Origin of the sequence: Brachybacterium sp. UNK5269 (assembly GCF_049266655.1) — a bacterium.
GTDB lineage: Bacteria > Actinomycetota > Actinomycetes > Actinomycetales > Dermabacteraceae > Brachybacterium.
This window is the reverse complement of record NZ_CP184883.1, coordinates 1,535,787-1,553,104: the sequence shown is the minus strand read 5'-3', so window position 1 is coordinate 1,553,104 and position 17,318 is coordinate 1,535,787. Positions and strand designations below refer to the sequence as shown.

Here is a 17,318-nt window from a genome sequence, read left to right as displayed (position 1 = left end):
GTTCACACCGCGGTGGAGGACTCCCCGGGGCCCGCTGGTCGTCCCTGCCGGGCCCGCAGCCGGCGCTTGACGTCGATCGCGTACTCGTCGACCCGCTCCTGCCCGGACAGGGCCTGGATCCGGTCCATCACGGCGTCGGTCACCGCCCGGAGGACTCTCGCCTCCTCCGCGTCCGGGAGGCTCCGGACGATCTCCCGGACGTCCAGCGGCGGGCCGAGAACGGCGTGGATCCGCGGTCTGCGATGAGGGAGGTACCGGCGGCTGCCCTGCGCCGCGAAAGCGCCGTTCATGGCCACCGGCACGATCGGGGCGCCGGTGGTCAGCGCGAAGCGCGCCACCCCGGTCTTGCCCCGGTAGAGCCGGCCGTCCGGGCTGCGGGTGCCCTCGGGGAAGATGCCGAGCACCTCGCCCTCGCGCAGCACCGCCAGCCCGGCCTCGATCGAGCTGCTGGCGGCGCTGCCGCCGGTGCGGTCCACGGGGATGATGTGCAGCCCGCGCATGACGGCCGCGATGACCTTGTTCAGCGGGGAGGTCCCGGCGAAGATGTCGGACTTGCCGAGGAAGTGGACGGTGCGGCGCACCTGCGCGGGCAGGAAGACGGTGTCGGAGTAGGCCTGGTGGTTGCAGGCCAGGATCACCGGTCCCTGCGCCGGGATGTGCTCGGTGCCGCTGATCGTGGGGTTCCAGAGCACCCGCACCAGGCCCGCCACGACGGGCTTGGCGATCTCGTACAGCACGGGGCACTCCTGGGCCGGGCTCCGGGGAGCGGGAAATGGACGAAGCGGGCGGGCACGGATGCGACCATGGACCCATGGCGTTCAGCGAACTGTCCCGCCCCTGGCGCGCGCGAGGTCACTCTAACCCGCGCGGCGGACTGCTCCTGTGCCACGGCTTCACCGGCTCCCCGCAGTCGCTGCGGCCGTGGGCCGAGGACCACGCCGCGCGCGGCTGGGAGGTCGAGCTGCCGCTGCTGCCCGGGCACGCCACCAGCGAGCGGGACCTCGACGCGACCACCTGGCAGGACTGGTACGGCGCCGTGCACGATGCCGCCGTCGAGCTGTCGGAGCGCCACGGCCCGATCGCCGTCGGCGGCCTGTCGATGGGCGGGGCCCTCACCCTCGCGCTCGCCGCGGATCCCGCCCTGCGCGGCCGGATCGCGGCCCTGGTGACGGTCAACCCCGGGATCACCCTGCCGGTGACGGCGCGCTTCACCTGGCTGATCAGCCAGGTCAAGCGCGCCCTGCCCGGCGTCGGCTCCGACATCGCCCGGCCCGGGAGCGCCGAGGAGGCCTACGCGACGGTGCCGGTGCGGGCCGTCGGCCAGGTGCGGGACCTGTTCGGCCGCACGCGGCGGCAGCTGGGCGCGGTCGAGGTGCCGCTGCTGGTGGCCACCTCGAGCGTCGACCACGTCGTGCCGCCGACGGACAGCGACGTGGTCGCCGCCGGCGTCGCCGGGCCCGTCGAGCGGCTCGCGCTGCGGCGCAGCCACCACCTGGTGCCGCTGGACCACGATGCGCAGCTGCTGTTCGACACCTCTGCGCGGTTCCTCGAGCAGCACGTGCCGCTCCCGACGGGAGCGCGACGATGAGCCCGGACCGCGGTCACGCCCCGGACCCGCGCGACGTCGACGCCGAGTTCGCGCGGATGCTCGAGAGCGAAGGGCTGGTGCTGCGCCCCGGCGAGGCCCCCCGGGAGCCCGCCGCCCCGGAGCATCCCCGGTCCCCCGCCGCCGCGGAGCCGGACGAGGACTCCCTGTGGTCCTTCAGCGCCGACTCCCCGCCGGAGCCGCCCAGCGCGGAGGCCCGCGCCCGCTCCCGCGCGGCCCATCCCTCGGCCGGGCACCGCGACCCCACCGACGGGATCCGCGGCGGCGCGGGCCCGCGCGAGCTGGACGACGACGAGGTGATCTACGGCGACTTCGAGCCGCCCGACCCGGACCTCCCGGTGCCGTCCTCGCGCGCCCTGTGGTCCTGGACGGCGCTGCTCGGGGGCTTCGTGGTGATGCTGGTGGTCACGGTGACCCCGGCGCTGCCGGGGATCCTCGGCTGGATGGGCGGGGCCGCGGCGCTGGGCGGGGTGATCTCCCTGCTGCTGCGGGTGCCGCGGGAGCCCCGCGACGAGGGCGACGACGGCGCCGAGGTCTGAGCCGGCCCCGTCCGAGCCGGCCCCGCCCCGCCTCAGCGGGCGAGGTCCGCGGCGCCCACGATCCCGGCCCGGTTGCCCATGCTGGCCGGCAGGAACGGGGCCAGCGGACGGTGGTTGCGGGCGGTGAGGTGCGCGGCGTACGCCTCCCGAGCCGGCCCGAGCAGCAGGTCCCCGGCCGCGGCGACCCCGCCGCCGACGACGATCACCTCCGGGTCCAGCAGCGTGGAGATCGACGCCATGCCCATGCCGAGCCAGCGGCCGATCTCCGCGATCAGCTCGATGGCGCCGGGATCGCCCTGCTGGGCGAGCCGCGTGATCATGGGCCCGTCGATCTGCTTCCGGTCCCCGCCGGCGACCTGCAGCAGCGGGCTCATCCGGGCATCGCCCGCGGAGGCGCGGCGCCGGGCGGTGCGCACCAGGGCGGTGCCGGCGGTGTACTGCTCGAGGCAGCCCCGCCGCCCGCAGCCGCACCACTGCCCATCCGGCACGGCGGTGATATGGGCGATCTCGCCCGCGAAGCCGGCGCTGCCCCGCACCAGCTGCCCGTCCAGCACGATCGCCCCGCCGAGCCCGGTGCCGACGGTGACCATCAGCATGTGCCGCGCCGTGGTGGCGGCCCCGAAGCGGTACTCGGCCCAGCCCGCGGCGTTCGCGTCGTTCTCGACCACCACCGGCAGCCCGGTGAGCTTCTCGAGCTCCTCGGCCAGGGGGTGCTGGCGCCACGCCAGGTTGGCCGCGAAGTTCACGGTGCGTCGGTCGGCGCCCACGAACCCGGCAGCGCCGACGCCCACCCCCACCACCTCGTGACCGGCGCGCAGCTCGGCGACCGCGTCCGCCACCGCCGCCTCGATCAGAGCGGCGTCCGTGGCGGGCGTGGTGCGGGTGGTCGTGGCGATGATCTCGCCGTCCTCGTCGACCACCCCTGCCGCGATCTTGGTGCCGCCGATGTCCACTCCGATGGCGAGCATGCTGCTCCTTCAGTCGTCAGTACGGGGGAGGAGGGCAGGGGGGACCGGGACGAGCCGACCGTCATGGTCGCTCGACGCCGCCCCGCCCACCTGCCTGTCCTGGCCCATCGTAGAGGTCCCTGCCGTAGAATCACGGGACCCCACCAGCGCTTCCGGGCAGGCGTCCGGCGAGCCGCGAACTGGTCCCGCCCGGATCGAAGGAGATTCGATGAAGCAGTTCACCACCCCGCCGCAGCATGAGAGCCGTCCCGAGGAGAACACCACCGACCTGCTGCTGGAGCGGTTCCGCACGAGTCCCTCGGTGCCGATCTTCGAGCTGGCCCAGGCGGACGGCTCCTACACCCCGCTGAGCACCGCCGACTTCCTCGACGAGGTCAAGCGCGTGGCCAAGGGGCTGATCGCCTCCGGCGTCCGCAGCGGGGACGTGGTCGCGATCCTCTCCCGCACCCGCTACGAGTGGGTCCTGGTGGACTGGGCCGTGTGGTGGGCCGGCGGCGTCAGCGTCCCGATCTACGAGACCTCCTCCCCCAGCCAGATCCAGTGGATCGCCTCGGACTCCGCGGCCAAGTTCGCGATCGTCGAGTCCTCCCGCCACCGGGAGGACGTGGAGTCCGTGCGCAGCGAGCTGCCCGCGCTCGAGCACATCGGGGTGCTCGAGGAGGGCATCCTGGAGGAGCTGAGGACCCGCGGCGCCGAGGTCAGCGACGAGGACCTCGAGGCGCGTCGCACCAGCCGCCGCCTGGCCGACGTCGCGACCATCATCTACACCTCCGGCACCACCGGACGCCCCAAGGGCGCCGAGCTCACCCACGCGAACTTCGTCGAGACCACCCGCAGCGCGCTGCACCTGCTGGGAGAGGTGGTGCTCCCGCCCGGCGCACGGCTGCTGATGTTCCTGCCGATCGCGCACGTCTTCGCCCGCCTGATCTCGGTGCTCGCCGCGGCCTGGCCCGTGACCACCGCCTTCACCCCGGACACGAAGAACCTGCTGCCGGATCTGGCCGCCTTCCGGCCCACCTTCCTGCTGGCCGTGCCGCGCGTGTTCGAGAAGGTCTACAACGGGGCCGAGGCCAAGGCGATCGCCGCCGGCAACGGCCGCATCTTCACCGCCGCCTCGCAGGCCGCCATCGACTACTCCAAGGCCCTCTCGGCCGGCCGGGTCCCGCTGCCGCTGAAGCTCAAGCATGCGGTCTTCGACAAGCTCGTCTACGGGAAGCTGCGCTCCGCCATGGGCGGCCAGGTGCAGTGGGCCGTCTCCGGAGGCGCCCCGCTCGGCGCCCGGCTGTCCCACTTCTTCCGCGGCATCGGGGTGACCATCCTCGAGGGGTACGGCCTGACCGAGACCACCGCCCCGATCAGCGTGAACCTGCCCTGGGACGTGCGCCCCGGCACCGTCGGACCGCCGCTGCCGGGCTCCACCGTCGCGATCGACGACGACGGCGAGATCCTGGTCAAGGGCGTGATGGTCTTCCAGGGCTACCACAACAACCCCGAGGCCACCGCCGAGTCGCTGCAGGACGGCTGGTTCCGCACCGGGGACCTCGGCGCCCTGGACGAGGACGGCAACCTCACCATCACCGGGCGCCGCAAGGAGGTCATCGTCACCGCGGCCGGGAAGAACGTCTCCCCCGCCCCGCTCGAGGACCAGCTGCGCTCGCACCCCCTGGTCAGCCAGTGCGTGGTGATCGGCGACCAGCGCCCCTTCGTCGCCGCGATCCTCACCCTGGACGCGGAGATGCTCTCGACCTGGCTGAAGAACCACAACCTCCCCGACATGACGGTCGCCGAGGCCGCGCAGGACGAGCAGGTCCGCGCCGAGCTGCAGAAGGTCGTCGATGCGGCGAACCGGTCCGTCTCCCGGGCCGAGTCGATCCGCGCCTTCGAGGTCATCGACTCCGACTTCACCGAGGAGAACGGCTACCTCACCCCGTCCCTCAAGCTCAAGCGCAACGTGGTGGTCAAGGACCTGGCGGCGGTCATCGACTCCCTCTACTCGCGACCGGCGCCGACCCGCTGAGCCCGGCCGGGAGCCACCTCCCGGACCGCTCCTGGCCCCCGCGTCCGGGCGCGCCGCACCGCCCGGTGCGGCGCGCCCGGACGTCGGGGCCCCGTCGTAGCCTGAGGCCATGTCCGCACGCCGCCAGCTGAGCTTCGACGACCTCGGCACGCCCCTGGTCGAGGCGACCCTGGTGGTGGTGGACCTCGAGACCACCGGCACGGACCCGCGAGCCGACGCGATCACCGAGATCGGCGCGGTCAAGGTGCGCGGCGGCGAGGTGCTCGGCGAGTTCCGCACCTTCGTCGACCCCGAGCGACCGATCCCCGCCTACATCGCCTCCCTCACCGGGATCACCGACGCCTCGGTGGCGGGCGCCCCCTCCATCCGCGCGGCGCTGCCGATGTTCCTGGACTTCGTGGGCGATGCGGCGCTGGTGGCGCACAACGCCCGCTTCGACCTGTCCTTCCTCAGCGCCCAGGCCGCCGCCTGCGAGATCGGCTGGACCCGGCCGCCGGTGCTGGACACCCTCGCCCTCGCGCGCACCGTGTTCCGCCGCGACGAGGTGCGCGACCACAAGCTCTCCACGCTCGCCGCGCACGTCGGCGCGAGCGTGAGCCCCGACCACCGGGCGCTGTCGGACGCCCGCGCGACGGTCGACGTGCTCCACGCGATCATCGAGCGGCTGGGACCGGCCGGGGCCTCCACGCTCGAGGACCTCGGCGCCGCCCACCGCCGGGTCACCCCGGCCCAGCTGCGCAAGAAGCACCTGGCCGCGGACGTGCCGCCGGTGCCCGGCGTCTACCAGTTCCTGGACGCCGACGGCGCGGTGCTCTACGTGGGCACCTCCCGCAACCTGCGCACCCGGGTGCGCACCTACTTCACCGCCGCCGAGACCCGGCGCAAGGTGCTGGACATGCTGCCGCGGGCCGAGTCGATTCACGTCATCGACTGCGCGACCCCCACCGAGGCGGCGGTGCGCGAGCTGCGCATCATCGCCCGCGAGAAGCCGCCCTCGAACCGTCACGGCCTGCGGCCGGAGACGGCGAACTGGCTGCGGCTGGGGTCCGGCACGGAAGGGCTGCGGGCCGCGCGGCTGGCGCGCTGCGAGACCGACGGCTCGGCCCAGATCGGGCCGCTGCCCTCCCGGCACGTCGTCGAACCGCTGCGCGCGCTGCTGACCGACGCGGTCCTCGGCCGCGGGGCGGGCCTCGAGCGCAGCGCCGGCGCCGGTCCCCTCGCCGAGCCCGGTCACCGCGCACGGCTGCGGCGGGCGATGCTCGAGGACCCGCGGGAGGTGCTCGACCACGTCGCCGCGCGCCTGCGCGCCCAGGTCGACGCGGGCCGCTACGAGGACGCCGCGGCGCTGCAGGACCTTGCCCGCACGTACCTTGCCGCCGCCCGGCGCGCGGCCCGGCTGCGGGCCCTGGCGGCCGTGCCGCTGCTGATCGCGGCGCGGCCCTCGACCGAGGCGGTGATCGGCGGCAGCGGCTGGGAGCTGCTCGCGGTGCGGCACGGCCGCTTCTCGGGCACCACCCTGGTGCCCGCCCGCACGGATCCGCTGCCCTTCGCCCGGTCCCTGGCGATGACGGGGCTCGGGGAGGCGGAGCTCGCCGCCCCGCTGTGCCAGGGCTACCACCAGGAGGCGGAGATCCTGCTGCGCTGGCTGGAGGGCGAGGGGGTGCGGACGGTGCTCAGCGAGGGCGCGTGGCAGCTGCCGGCGAGGGCCCGCTTCGAGGCCGAGCATCTCGCGGAGCGCTTCGCCCTCACCGCGGCCGGGCGGGGGGCATAGGCTCGAGGGCAACGTCCCGGCGCGCCGGCGCCCCGAAGAAGGAGAAGCCATGATCACCGCCCTCGTCTCGATCGTCGTCGAGCCCCGCCGGATCCCCGAGGTCGCCCAGGCGGTCGTCGACATCGAGGGCATCGACCAGGTCTTCTCGGTCACCGGCGACGTCGACCTGATCGCGGTGGTGCGGGTGCGCGCCCATGAGGACCTGGCCGGCGTCATCGCCGGGCAGCTGAGCAAGGTCGAGGGCGTGCTGGACACCACCACCAACATCGCCTTCAAGACCTACTCCAAGCAGGACCTCGAGGCCGGCTTCGACCTCGGCCTCGACGGCTAGCTCGGGCACTGGCGCCCGGCCTGCCGGGCGCGCAGCCGGGTGGGCCCGCGCCCGCTCAGCGCCGAGCGGCGAAGGCCCGCTGCGAGGCCGCGGCCCAGCGCTCGATCAGCGCGGCCGGGCGACCGGAGTCCAGCGCCGCCCGGGCCTCCTCGAAGGCGGCCGCGAAGCGCTCCTCGAAACCGTCGGCCGCCGCCTGGTCGATGCCGTCGTGGGCGAGCACCCCGGCCGCGGCGTTCAGCAGCACCGCGTCCCGGATCGGTCCCATCCGGCCCTCGCGCTGCCCGGCGAACAGGTCCCGCGTCACCTGGGCGTTCTCCTCCGCGGTGCCGCCGCGCAGCGCGTCGTGCGGGCTGCGCTCGATCCCCAGCAGCTCCTGCGGGTCGAGCACGTGCTCGCGCACCTCGCCGCCGCGGACCTCCCAGACGTCCGAGGGCGCCATCACCGTCAGCTCGTCCAGGCCGTCCTGGCCGCGGAAGACCAGCGCGCTGGTGCCCCGCGCGGCGAAGACGCCCGCCACGATGGGGGCGATGCTCGCATCCGCCACCCCGACCGCGCTCGCCCGCGGCGCCGCCGGATTGGTGATCGGGCCCAGGATGTTCATCACGGTCGGGATGCCCAGACCCTTGCGCGCCTCGGCCGTGTGCTTCATCGAGGGATGGAAGACCTGCGCGAACAGGAAGGTCATGCCGACCTCCTGCACCAGCTCCTGGACCACCGGGACCGGGAGGTCCAGCCGCACCCCGAGGGCCTCCAGCACGTCGGCCGAGCCGGACCTCGAGCTCGAGGCGCGGTTGCCGTGCTTGACCACCACGCGCCCGGTGGAGGCGATGACCATCGACGCCATGGTGGAGATGTTCACGGTCTGGGCCAGATCGCCGCCGGTGCCGACGATGTCGATCGAGTGCGCGGGCGCCGAGACCGGCAGCGCGTGGGCGACCATCGAGTCGGCCAGCGCCTCGAGCTCCCCGCTGGTGACGCCCTTGGCCTGCAGCGCGACCAGGAATCCCGCGAGCTGCACCGCGCCGGCGCCACCGCTCATGGCCTCGTCCATCGCCCAGGACGCCTCGGCGGCGGACAGGTCCTCACCGTGCACGAGGCGCGCGGTGAGGCGGGACCAGGTCGGGGTGCTCTCGTTCATGCCCCGATGATCGCACTTCCCTCCCCGCCCGGGTCGACCCGGTCACGGAATGGATCACGGAACGGTCACGCCCCTGCACAGGGCACGCTACCTGGGACGATCCCGTGCGTGTCCGGGTTCGTGACGGGTCGTCAGGAGGGATATGCTGGCCGGGTCCGCCCGGGGCGCAGGCCCCGCGATGTGCTCGGCGTCGTGACCGAGCGCAACGAATCTGACGACACGACATAATGGTGACGTGACTACTGCGACCCTGCCTGAGCGCTCCGCCTCCGCTGCTGCCCCAGCGGTGGGCCGCCCCAATCCGACGCAGATCGGCACGATCGTCTGGCTCGCCAGCGAGCTGATGTTCTTCGGCGGTCTGTTCGCGATGTACTTCACCCTGCGCTCCATGGCGCCGGAGACCTTCGCCGAAGGACAGTCGAACTTCACCCACGGCTTCGCGCTGCTGAACACCTCGATCCTCGTGTTCAGCTCCGTCACCTGCCAGATCGGTGTCTACCTCGCCGAGGGCCGCTTCCCCTGGGGCAAGCCGTTCCCCCCGCGCAAGCGCCGCGACGGCTCGATCTTCAACATCGCCGGCTGGGGGATGATCGAGTGGTACACCCTGACCTTCATCCTCGGCGCGATCTTCGTCTCCGGGCAGGCCTATGAGTACGCCGAGCTCGTCCACCACGGTGTGACGCTGTCGTCCTCGCCGTTCAGCTCGATCTTCTACCTCGCCACCGGCTTCCACGGGATCCACGTGATTGGCGGCCTCATCGCGTTCCTGATGGTCCTGATGCGGGCCTACGTCGCGGAGAAGTTCACCGCCCACGAGCAGGTCTCGGCGATCTGCGTGTCGTACTACTGGCACTTCGTCGACGTGGTCTGGATCGTCCTGTTCTTCATCGTGTACATGCTCGACCCGATCATGACCGGACCGGGCCATGCGGTGCCCGTCGAGCCCGTCTGGAGGATCTTCTGATCCCCCGCTGCGCAGGGGCCCGCCCGCCTGCTGCGTCCACAGCACCCAGTCCCTCCCCCGCCCGCCCCCTCCACGAATCGAGGTCCGAACCGTGAAGGCTCTCGCCGCACGTCGCCATCACCCGATGGCGCTTCTCGTGATCCTGCTGCTCGCGCTCGTCGCGACCGGCGGGCTGTACGCGGCCTTCCAGCCGCAGGCGGCTCAGGCCGAGTCCTACACGCAGGACGACGTCGAGGCCGGCCAGGCACTGTTCCTGGCCAACTGCGCGACCTGCCACGGCCGCAACGCCGAGGGCCTGGTCGACGTCACCGAGGGCAGCACCCTCGGCCCCTCGCTGATCGGCGTGGGCGCCGCCGCGGTCGACTTCCAGGTCGGCACCGGTCGCATGCCCATGCAGGCCGCCGGCGCGCAGGCCGAGCGCAAGCCCCCGCAGATGACCGAGGAGCAGACCCGGCAGCTGGCGGCGTACGTCGCCTCGCTGGGCCCCGGCCCCGCCGTCCCCGACGAGGAGTGGCTGGACACCTCCCAGGGCGATGCCACCAAGGGCGGGGAGATCTTCCGCATCAACTGCGCGATGTGCCACAACGCCGCCGGCGCCGGTGGCGCGCTGACCCGCGGCAAGGACGCCCCCCAGGTGATCGGGGTCGATCCCAAGCACGTCTACGAGGCCATGGAGACCGGCCCGCAGAACATGCCGGTCTTCAACGAGACCAACCTGTCCCCCTCGGACAAGCGCGACGTCATCACCTACCTCGAGACGCTCGAGGAGACCGGCTCCCCCGGCGGTCTCTCGCTGGGCTCGCTGGGTCCGGTGACCGAGGGCCTGTACGCGTGGACCATCATCCTCACCCTCCTGGTGGGCACCTCCGTGTGGCTGGGAGGAAAGGCCAAGTGAATGCGAGCATGAACACCACTCCCGTGACCGGCCCCGGCGTCAGCGCCGTCGCCCCCAAGGAGGGCGGCGGGTTCCCGAACCCGGGCCTGCCTCCCCACATCCACCGCCAGACCGACCACTCCCGGTCCGCCGAGAAGCGCGCCGAGCGCATGGTCGCCGCCATGTTCCTGCTCAGCGTCATCGGCACCGTGATCTTCATCCTGGCGTACTTCCTGGTCACGCCCGAGGACACGAACATCTTCGCCGAGCCGGGCACCCCGAGTGCCCTGTGGTGGTCGAACCTGGTCACCGGCCTGGGCCTGGCGATCTCCGTGTTCTTCATCGGCGCCGCGGCCGTGCACTGGGCCAAGACCCTGATGCCCGACGAGGAGTGGGTCGAGGAGCGCCACGACATCCGCAGCTCCGACGAGACCCGCGCGGTCGCCGCCGAGATGATCACCAGCGGCCTCGCCGAGTCCGGCATCGCGCGCCGCCCGGTGATCGTCACCGCGATGGTGGCGTCGCTGGCCGCCCTCCCGATCGCCGTGCTCGCGCCCCTGTCGACGCTGGGCCCGCTGCCGGGCAACAAGCTCCACCACACCTTCTGGGGCCAGAACCCCGGCCAGCGCCTGGCGCGGGACCACGACGGCACGCCGATCAAGCTCTCCGACGTCGCGATGAACTCGATCTTCCATGTCATGCCCGAGGGCCTGACGCACGAGACCGAGCACTTCCTCGAGGAGCGCGCCAAGGCCGCCGCGGTGATCGTGCGCTTCGACCCGAAGCTCTCCAAGAACGAGGAGAGCATGGCGATGGGCGTCGAGGGCGTGCTCGCCTTCTCCAAGATCTGCACCCACGTCGGCTGCCCGGTGGCGCTGTACGAGCAGCAGACCCACCACATGCTGTGCCCGTGCCACCAGTCCACCTTCGACGTCACCGACGGCGCGAAGGTCATCTTCGGCCCGGCACACCGACCGCTCCCCCAGCTGCCGATCGAGGTCGACGACGAGGGCTACCTGGTGGCCCCCGGCGACTTCGAAGAGCCGATCGGTCCCAGCTTCTGGGACATTCACAAGGACAAGTGATCACATGACGACCACGACTCCCGGCACCCGGAAGCGGACGTCCGACGACGCGAGCTCTTCTCGCGTGTACAAGCTCGGCGCGGTGGGCGGCGACTGGCTGGACCAGCGCCTCACCGGCGGCGGCCTGGTGAAGTTCTTCGCCCGCAAGGTCTTCCCCGACCACTGGTCCTTCATGTTCGGCGAGGTGGCGCTGTACAGCTTCGTCATCCTGCTGATCTCGGGCACCTTCCTGACCATGTTCTTCGACCCCTCCATGGAGGAGGTCGTCTACAACGGCCCGTACGAAGCGATGCAGGGCCTGGCCATGTCGCGCGCGTTCGAGTCGACCCTGGAGATCTCCTTCGAGGTCAAGGGCGGGCTGCTGTTCCGGCAGATGCACCACTGGTCCGCGCTCGTGTTCATGGTCGCGATCTTCGTGCACATGTTCCGCGTGTTCTTCACCGGTGCCTTCCGCAAGCCCCGCGAGCTGAACTGGCTCGTCGGCTTCTCCCTGATGGTCCTGGGCATGGTGGCCGGCTTCACCGGCTACTCCCTGCCCGACGACGTGCTCTCGGGCAACGGCCTGCGCGTGATCGACGGCCTGATGAAGGCCTTCCCGATCGTCGGCACCTACCTCTCGATGCTGCTGTTCGGCGGCGAGTTCCCGGGCACCGACATCATCCCGCGCCTGTTCACGATCCACATCCTGCTGGTGCCGGCGGCCATCCTCGCCCTGATCGGCATCCACCTGGTGATGGTGGTGCTGCACAAGCACACCCAGTACCCCGGCCCCGGTCGCACCGAGCGCAACGTGGTCGGCTTCCCGGTGCTGCCGGTGTACACCGCGAAGGCCGGCGGGTTCTTCTTCCTGGTGTTCGGCATCATCACGCTGATCTCGGCGACCACCTCGATCAACGCGGTGTGGGTCTACGGGCCCTACGACCCCTCCCCCGTGTCCGCCGGGTCCCAGCCCGACTGGTACATGCTCTGGACGGACGGCGGCCTGCGCCTGATGCCGGGCTGGGAGTTCACGATCTTCGGCTACGTGATCTCGCTGAACATGCTGATCCCCTTCGCGGTCTACGGCGCGCTGCTGGGCTTCCTGGCCCTGTACCCGTTCCTCGAGGCCTGGGTCACCGGTGACGATCGCGAGCACCACGTCCTGGACCTGCCGTACAACACCCCGGTGCGCACGGGTCTCGGCGTCGCCTGGATCATGGTCTATCTGATCCTGGCCCTGGCCGCGACCAACGACCTGATAGCGATCGCCCTGGACCTGTCGATCAACGACCTGACATGGGCCTTCCGGATCGGCATCTTCGTGGTCCCGGTGCTGGCGTTCTACGTCACCAAGCGGCTGTGTCTGTCGGTCCAGCGCCACCGCCGCGATCTGGCGCTGCACGGCGAGGAGTCCTCGCGGATCGTGCGCACCGAGACCGGCAACATGATCGAGATCCACACGCCGCTGAACGAGTACGAGCGCTGGGTGCTCGTCCAGCACGACGACTACCGACCCCTGAAGGCCGGCAAGGGCGTCTCCTCGCTGCGCGCGATGGCGACCAGCTTCTTCTTCAAGGATCGGATCGAGCCGATCACGCCGGCCGAGCTCCGTGCGGCGCACGAGCACGGCCTCCACGAGAAGCACGTGATCGACGAGGTCACCGGCGGCGACTACCGCACCCCCGCCGAGCAGGCGACCCACTGAGCTCCTGCAGAGCGCGGCGCCGCACCGCGACGATGGGCCCCGAGGATGATCCTCGGGGCCCATCGTCGTCTCCGGCACTCGACTGCTCCCGCCGACCGCTCCCAGCCCGGCGGGCCGCTCCCCTGCCCGGTGGTGCGGCAGTCCGCCCTCACTCGAGGTGGGGGTTGAGCCTCCGCGCTCCTCGCCGGGGAGGGCGCCCGGCAGCGGCGTCCACCAGGTAGCGCGCGGCGACCAGGCTCAGCCGCGGGTCCTCCCTCCGGAGCACGCGCACGGAGCGCAGGGGCCGACGCCCGGGGTCCGCGCCGGCGCGGGACAGCACCTCCCGGGCCCAGTCGACACCGCGCTCGAGGGCGTCGTCCTCGGCGAATCGCGCGCGGATCTCCCGCTCGGCCCGGGCTGCCGTGTTGCCGCCACCGATCATCATCGCCGTCCCCGTTCCTCGCTGGAGGCCGCACGGCCGGGCGGGAACCGCCCCTGGGCGCCTGCGGCTGGTGCGCTCACGCTAGCACCGCGACGGAGGGCGTCAGGAGGCGGAGGGGACGGTGGGGGCTCGCCTCCGCGCTGCCCCGCTCGCCACGCCGGGCCGCCGTCCAGCCGGCCAGGCACACACCCATATATGGCTGTATTGACCGACACGGATCTCTATGACTGTTCCCGGGCTCAGCGTGGCCCGTTCGTGCCGGACCGCCCGTGGCGCAGCCGCTTCTCCATCCTGCGCCCAGGATCTGCGGGCATGCGTGCTCCCCGAACCGATCGCTGGGCGATCGCGGGGCGGGCGGCCTCGAGGGCGGCGGGCACGACATGCGCACCGGCAGGTCCGGTTCCCAGCACCGCCACGTTCCGCCCGATCGGAGCGCAGCGGCCCCTCAGAGCCCGTCGCGGCACGTCCCGATGCCGGAAGCGGTTCCTTCCCGGGCCCCGTGCCTCACAGCGCCTCTGCCGCCCGTCGGCGGCCAGGCGCGAGGAGGGCCCACACCGGGCGCGAGGCTGGCGGGGGCGTGAGGGCCGGCGCCCGAGCGCCCCGCACGGTGCCCGGCAGGCGGGCGGCCCCATCCCCCCTGCGTGATCGCCCCCGGACGCGACGATGCTCGGCCGGGTGATCCCGGCCGAGCATCGTGGTCGTTTCTCGACGGTCGCGGGACCGTCGGAGATCAGGGGGTCAGTGCGCGTGCTGTCCCACGGAGAACTCGAGCACCCAGTGCAGCACGCCGTAGACGGCGAAGATGACGCCGAAGGCGAAGATCCACCAGCCGGCGGCGACGCCGAGGAAGCACAGCGCCGCACCGAGCGCGGCCCAGAGGGGCGCCCAGCTGTAGGGCGAGAAGCTGCCCTGGACGCCGGCGTCGTCGCTGGTCTCGCCGTCGAGCTCGTCGGAGGCCCCGAGGTCGTTCTTGCGCACCGTCAGCGAGGCGACCATGGCGATCATCAGCGCGAGGCCGGTGAGCGCGAGCAGCGCCGGGAAGCCGACCGGCTCGACGCCACGGGGCTCGAAGAACCCGGTGATCAGTCCGTAGGCGATCGCGACGATCAGGAAGAAGACCGTCAGGATCCAGAAAATCCGTGCGAGTGCTCTCATGTCAGTTGGTCCTCGGGTTCTCGGCGGGTTCCTCGGCGAGCATGTGATCCTGCAGCGCGACCTCCGGGTGATGGAGATCGAAGGCAGGTCGCTCGGACCGGACGCGGGGCAGCGAGTGGAAGTTGTGACGCGGCGGCGGGCAGGAGGTCGCCCACTCCAGGGAGGCTCCGTAGCCCCACGGATCGTCGACCTCGACCTTCTTGCCCTTCATGTGGGTCAGCACCACGTTCAGGAGGAAGGGCAGGGTGGAGGCGCCCATGATGAACGCTCCGACGGTCGAGATCTGGTTCATCCACCAGAAGCCGTCCTCAGCGAGGTAGTTGACGTAGCGGCGGGGTGCGCCGGCCACGCCCAGCCAGTGCTGGATCAGGAACGTCATGTGGAAGCCGATGGTCAGCAGCCAGAAGTGGACCTTGCCGATCCCCTCGCTGAGCTTGTAGCCGAACATCTTCGGCCACCAGAAGTAGAACCCGGCGAACATCTCGAAGACCACCGTGCCGGCCATCACGTAGTGGAAGTGGGCGACGACGAAGTAGGTGTCGGAGATGTGGAAGTCCAGCACCGGCGAGGACAGGATGACGCCGGTCAGACCGCCGAAGAGGAAGGTGGTGAGGAAGCCGAGCGTGAACAGCATCGGCGTCTCGAAGGTCAGCGACCCCCGCCACATGGTGCCGATCCAGTTGAAGAACTTCACGCCCGTCGGCACGGCGATGAGCATCGTCATGAAGGCGAAGAAGTCCAGCATCACCGCGCCGGTGGTGTACATGTGGTGCGCCCACACCGTCACCGACAGCGCCGCGATCGAGATCGTCGCGCCGACCAGGGTCTTGTACCCGAAGATCGGCTTGCGGGAGAAGGCGGGGATGATCTCCGAGGCGATGCCGAAGAACGGCAGCGCGAGCACGTAGACCTCGGGGTGGCCGAAGAACCAGAACAGGTGCTGCCACAGGATCGGCCCGCCGTTGGCGGGATCGAAGATGTTCGCCTCGAAGCGGCGGTCGGCGCCGAGCGCGAGCAGGGCGGAGGCCAGCGGCGGGAAGGCCATCAGCACCAGCACGGCCGTGATCAGCGTGTTCCAGGTGAAGATCGGCATCCGGAACATGGTCATGCCGGGCATGCGCATGCACAGGATGGTGGTGATGAAGTTGACCGAGCCCAGGATGGTGCCGAAGCCCTGCAGGGCGAGGCCGAAGACCCACAGATCACCACCCAGGCCGGGCGAGAACGTGGTGTCCGACAGCGGCGCATAGGCGAACCAGCCGAAGGAGGCGGCGCCCTGCGGGGTGAGGAAGCCGGCCACGACGATCAGCGAGCCGAACAGGGTCAGCCAGAAGGCGAACATGTTCAGGCGCGGGAACGCCATGTCGACGGCGCCGATCTGCAGCGGCACCAGGTAGTTGGCGAAGCCGTTGAACAGCGGGGTGCCGAACATCAGCAGCATGATCGTGCCGTGCATCGTGAACAGCTGGTTGTACTGGTCCTTGGAGACCACGACCTGCAGTCCGGGCTCCCACAGCTCGGCGCGGATGCCGAGCGCGAGCAGGCCGCCGAACGCGAAGAACGCGAAGGCCATGCCCATGTACATCTTGCCGATCAGCTTGTGATCGGTGGTGGTCAGGAGATCGAAGAACTTCCGGCCGAGGCCGGTGCGTCCGGTCTCCTGGAACCGCGCGGGTGCCGAGGACCTCGGCACGGCGGTGGTCTCGGTGCTCACTCGTTAGCTCCCTCGTTCTCGGCGGATTCCTGGCGCGGGTGCGGGTAGAGGTCGTCGTTCTCCTCGCGCATGCTCCACTCCTGCTGGTTGCGGTTCAGTTCCACGCCGAGCTGGCCCTCGTAGCCCTGATCGCGCAGATCCTGCATATGGGCGTCGAACTCCTCCTGGGAGACGACCTCCACGTTGAAGAGCATGTCGGAGTGGTACTCGCCGCACAGCTCGGCGCACTTGCCGGCGTACGTCCCCTCCCTGGTCGGGGTGACCTGGAACGTGTTGGTGAAGCCGGGGAGCATGTCCTTCTTGTACAGGAAGTCGACGACCCAGAAGGAATGGGCGACATCGCGCGAGTCCAGTCGGAACTCGACGGTCTGGTCGACGGGCAGGTAGAGCACCGGCAGCATCTCCGCGGCGCCGGGCTCACCGGTGGCGAAGGACTGGATCCCGGCGGGCTCGTGGACGTTGTCGTCGACGTAGTTGAAGTCCCAGCTCCACTGCTTGCCGACGATGTTCACCGTGTAGTCCGGCTCGGCCATGTACTCGATCTCATGGGTGTCGCGAGCGGTGAAGTAGAAGAAGGTGAGCACCATGACCACCGGCACGAGCGTGAACATCAGCTCGAGCGGCACGTGGTAGCGCAGCTGGATGGGGAAGCCGGTGTCGTTCTTGCGGCGGCGGTAGGCGATCGCGCACCAGATGCTCAGACCCCACACGATCAGGCCCACCAGGACCAGCACCAGCCAGGCCCCGGTCCAGAGGCTCGTGATGCGCTCGGTCTGGTTGGTGACCTCCACGCCGTCCGCCGGTCCGGGCATGAAGCCGCGCTGCTGCGCCTGGGTGCAACCGGCGAGGACCAGTGTGGCCAGGGCGAGACCTGCTGCGGCTGCGCGGCGTCCGCGCCGGGTGCGCTGGGGAACCTGGGGGATCACAGGGGATGACCTTCCGCTCGTCGTCTCCGGTCCTCGTCGCCGTCCGAGCGGTGCTGCTCGGAGCGGCTCCGGGGGCCCGGAGCTGGTACTGAAGTGGGCGGGACATGCCCACAGTGCCGCGCCTT

General features: G+C 71.2%; 16 protein-coding genes. 9 read left to right on the top strand and 7 right to left on the bottom strand.

Annotated features, from left to right (window positions below):
• Positions 1–2: 2 nt before the first annotated feature.
• The gene (locus ACOJUI_RS07165) at positions 3–737 is read right to left on the bottom strand and encodes a lysophospholipid acyltransferase family protein (protein WP_422117372.1); all 735 of its coding nucleotides are present in this window, start codon (positions 735–737) and stop codon (positions 3–5) included.
• 74 nt (positions 738–811) lie between these two features.
• Between ACOJUI_RS07165 and ACOJUI_RS07160 the strand changes: the two genes are divergently transcribed.
• Together ACOJUI_RS07160 and ACOJUI_RS07155 are read left to right on the top strand one after the other, a co-directional pair.
• Positions 812–1,588: an alpha/beta hydrolase gene (locus ACOJUI_RS07160; RefSeq protein WP_422117371.1), complete on the top strand. Its 777-nt coding sequence runs from the start codon at positions 812–814 to the stop codon at positions 1,586–1,588.
• On the top strand, positions 1,585–2,145 hold the full coding sequence (locus tag ACOJUI_RS07155; RefSeq protein WP_422117370.1) for a hypothetical protein: 561 nt from the start codon (positions 1,585–1,587) through the stop codon (positions 2,143–2,145). The genes ACOJUI_RS07160 and ACOJUI_RS07155 overlap by 4 nt, the downstream gene beginning before the upstream one ends.
• A gap of 32 nt (positions 2,146–2,177) precedes the next feature.
• Here ACOJUI_RS07155 and ACOJUI_RS07150 read toward each other — a convergent pair whose 3' ends face one another.
• Complete coding sequence (locus ACOJUI_RS07150; protein WP_422117369.1) at positions 2,178–3,113, bottom strand: ROK family glucokinase; 936 nt, start codon at positions 3,111–3,113, stop codon at positions 2,178–2,180.
• A gap of 208 nt (positions 3,114–3,321) precedes the next feature.
• On the opposite strand from ACOJUI_RS07150, the gene ACOJUI_RS07145 reads away from it, so the two are divergent.
• From ACOJUI_RS07145 to ACOJUI_RS07135, 3 genes are all read left to right on the top strand, one after another.
• Positions 3,322–5,130, top strand: coding sequence for an AMP-dependent synthetase/ligase (locus ACOJUI_RS07145; RefSeq protein ID WP_422117368.1), 1,809 nt, complete (start codon positions 3,322–3,324; stop codon positions 5,128–5,130).
• 109 nt (positions 5,131–5,239) lie between these two features.
• Entirely contained in the window at positions 5,240–6,901 is a 1,662-nt protein-coding gene (locus ACOJUI_RS07140; protein ID WP_422117367.1) for a DEDD exonuclease domain-containing protein, read from the top strand.
• A gap of 49 nt (positions 6,902–6,950) precedes the next feature.
• Positions 6,951–7,232 (top strand): Lrp/AsnC family transcriptional regulator, encoded by a 282-nt coding sequence (locus ACOJUI_RS07135; RefSeq protein WP_422117366.1) that lies wholly within the window; start codon positions 6,951–6,953, stop codon positions 7,230–7,232.
• A 55-nt stretch (positions 7,233–7,287) separates the two neighbouring features.
• Here the strand turns inward: ACOJUI_RS07135 and trpD are convergent, their stop codons facing one another.
• Positions 7,288–8,370, bottom strand: coding sequence for an anthranilate phosphoribosyltransferase (gene trpD, locus ACOJUI_RS07130; RefSeq protein ID WP_422117365.1), 1,083 nt, complete (start codon positions 8,368–8,370; stop codon positions 7,288–7,290).
• Between the two features lie 235 nt (positions 8,371–8,605).
• Here trpD and ACOJUI_RS07125 point away from each other — a divergent pair, with 235 nt between their 5' ends.
• From ACOJUI_RS07125 to ACOJUI_RS07110, 4 genes are all read left to right on the top strand, one after another.
• Positions 8,606–9,334 carry a cytochrome c oxidase subunit 3 gene (locus ACOJUI_RS07125; protein WP_422117364.1) on the top strand — a complete coding sequence of 243 codons (729 nt, stop codon included), beginning with the start codon at positions 8,606–8,608 and terminating at the stop codon, positions 9,332–9,334.
• Positions 9,335–9,425: 91 nt separating this feature from the next.
• Complete coding sequence (locus ACOJUI_RS07120) at positions 9,426–10,229, top strand: c-type cytochrome (protein WP_422117363.1); 804 nt, start codon at positions 9,426–9,428, stop codon at positions 10,227–10,229.
• An 8-nt stretch (positions 10,230–10,237) separates the two neighbouring features.
• Positions 10,238–11,293 (top strand): Rieske 2Fe-2S domain-containing protein, encoded by a 1,056-nt coding sequence (locus ACOJUI_RS07115; protein WP_422117362.1) that lies wholly within the window; start codon positions 10,238–10,240, stop codon positions 11,291–11,293.
• Positions 11,294–11,297: 4 nt separating this feature from the next.
• Complete coding sequence (locus tag ACOJUI_RS07110; RefSeq protein WP_422117361.1) at positions 11,298–12,977, top strand: cytochrome b; 1,680 nt, start codon at positions 11,298–11,300, stop codon at positions 12,975–12,977.
• A gap of 148 nt (positions 12,978–13,125) precedes the next feature.
• Here ACOJUI_RS07110 and ACOJUI_RS07105 read toward each other — a convergent pair whose 3' ends face one another.
• From ACOJUI_RS07105 to coxB, 4 genes are all read right to left on the bottom strand, one after another.
• Positions 13,126–13,401, bottom strand: coding sequence for a hypothetical protein (locus tag ACOJUI_RS07105; protein WP_422117360.1), 276 nt, complete (start codon positions 13,399–13,401; stop codon positions 13,126–13,128).
• A gap of 735 nt (positions 13,402–14,136) precedes the next feature.
• A complete protein-coding gene (locus ACOJUI_RS07100) occupies positions 14,137–14,553 on the bottom strand; it encodes a cytochrome c oxidase subunit 4 (RefSeq protein ID WP_422117359.1) in 417 nt (138 codons plus the stop codon).
• 1 nt (position 14,554) lies between these two features.
• On the bottom strand, positions 14,555–16,267 hold the full coding sequence (gene ctaD / locus ACOJUI_RS07095) for a cytochrome c oxidase subunit I (protein ID WP_422117358.1): 1,713 nt from the start codon (positions 16,265–16,267) through the stop codon (positions 14,555–14,557).
• Positions 16,264–17,193 carry a cytochrome c oxidase subunit II gene (gene coxB, locus ACOJUI_RS07090; RefSeq protein WP_422117357.1) on the bottom strand — a complete coding sequence of 310 codons (930 nt, stop codon included), beginning with the start codon at positions 17,191–17,193 and terminating at the stop codon, positions 16,264–16,266. Before coxB ends, ctaD begins: the two co-directional genes overlap by 4 nt.
• Between the last annotated feature and the right edge of the window lie 125 nt (positions 17,194–17,318).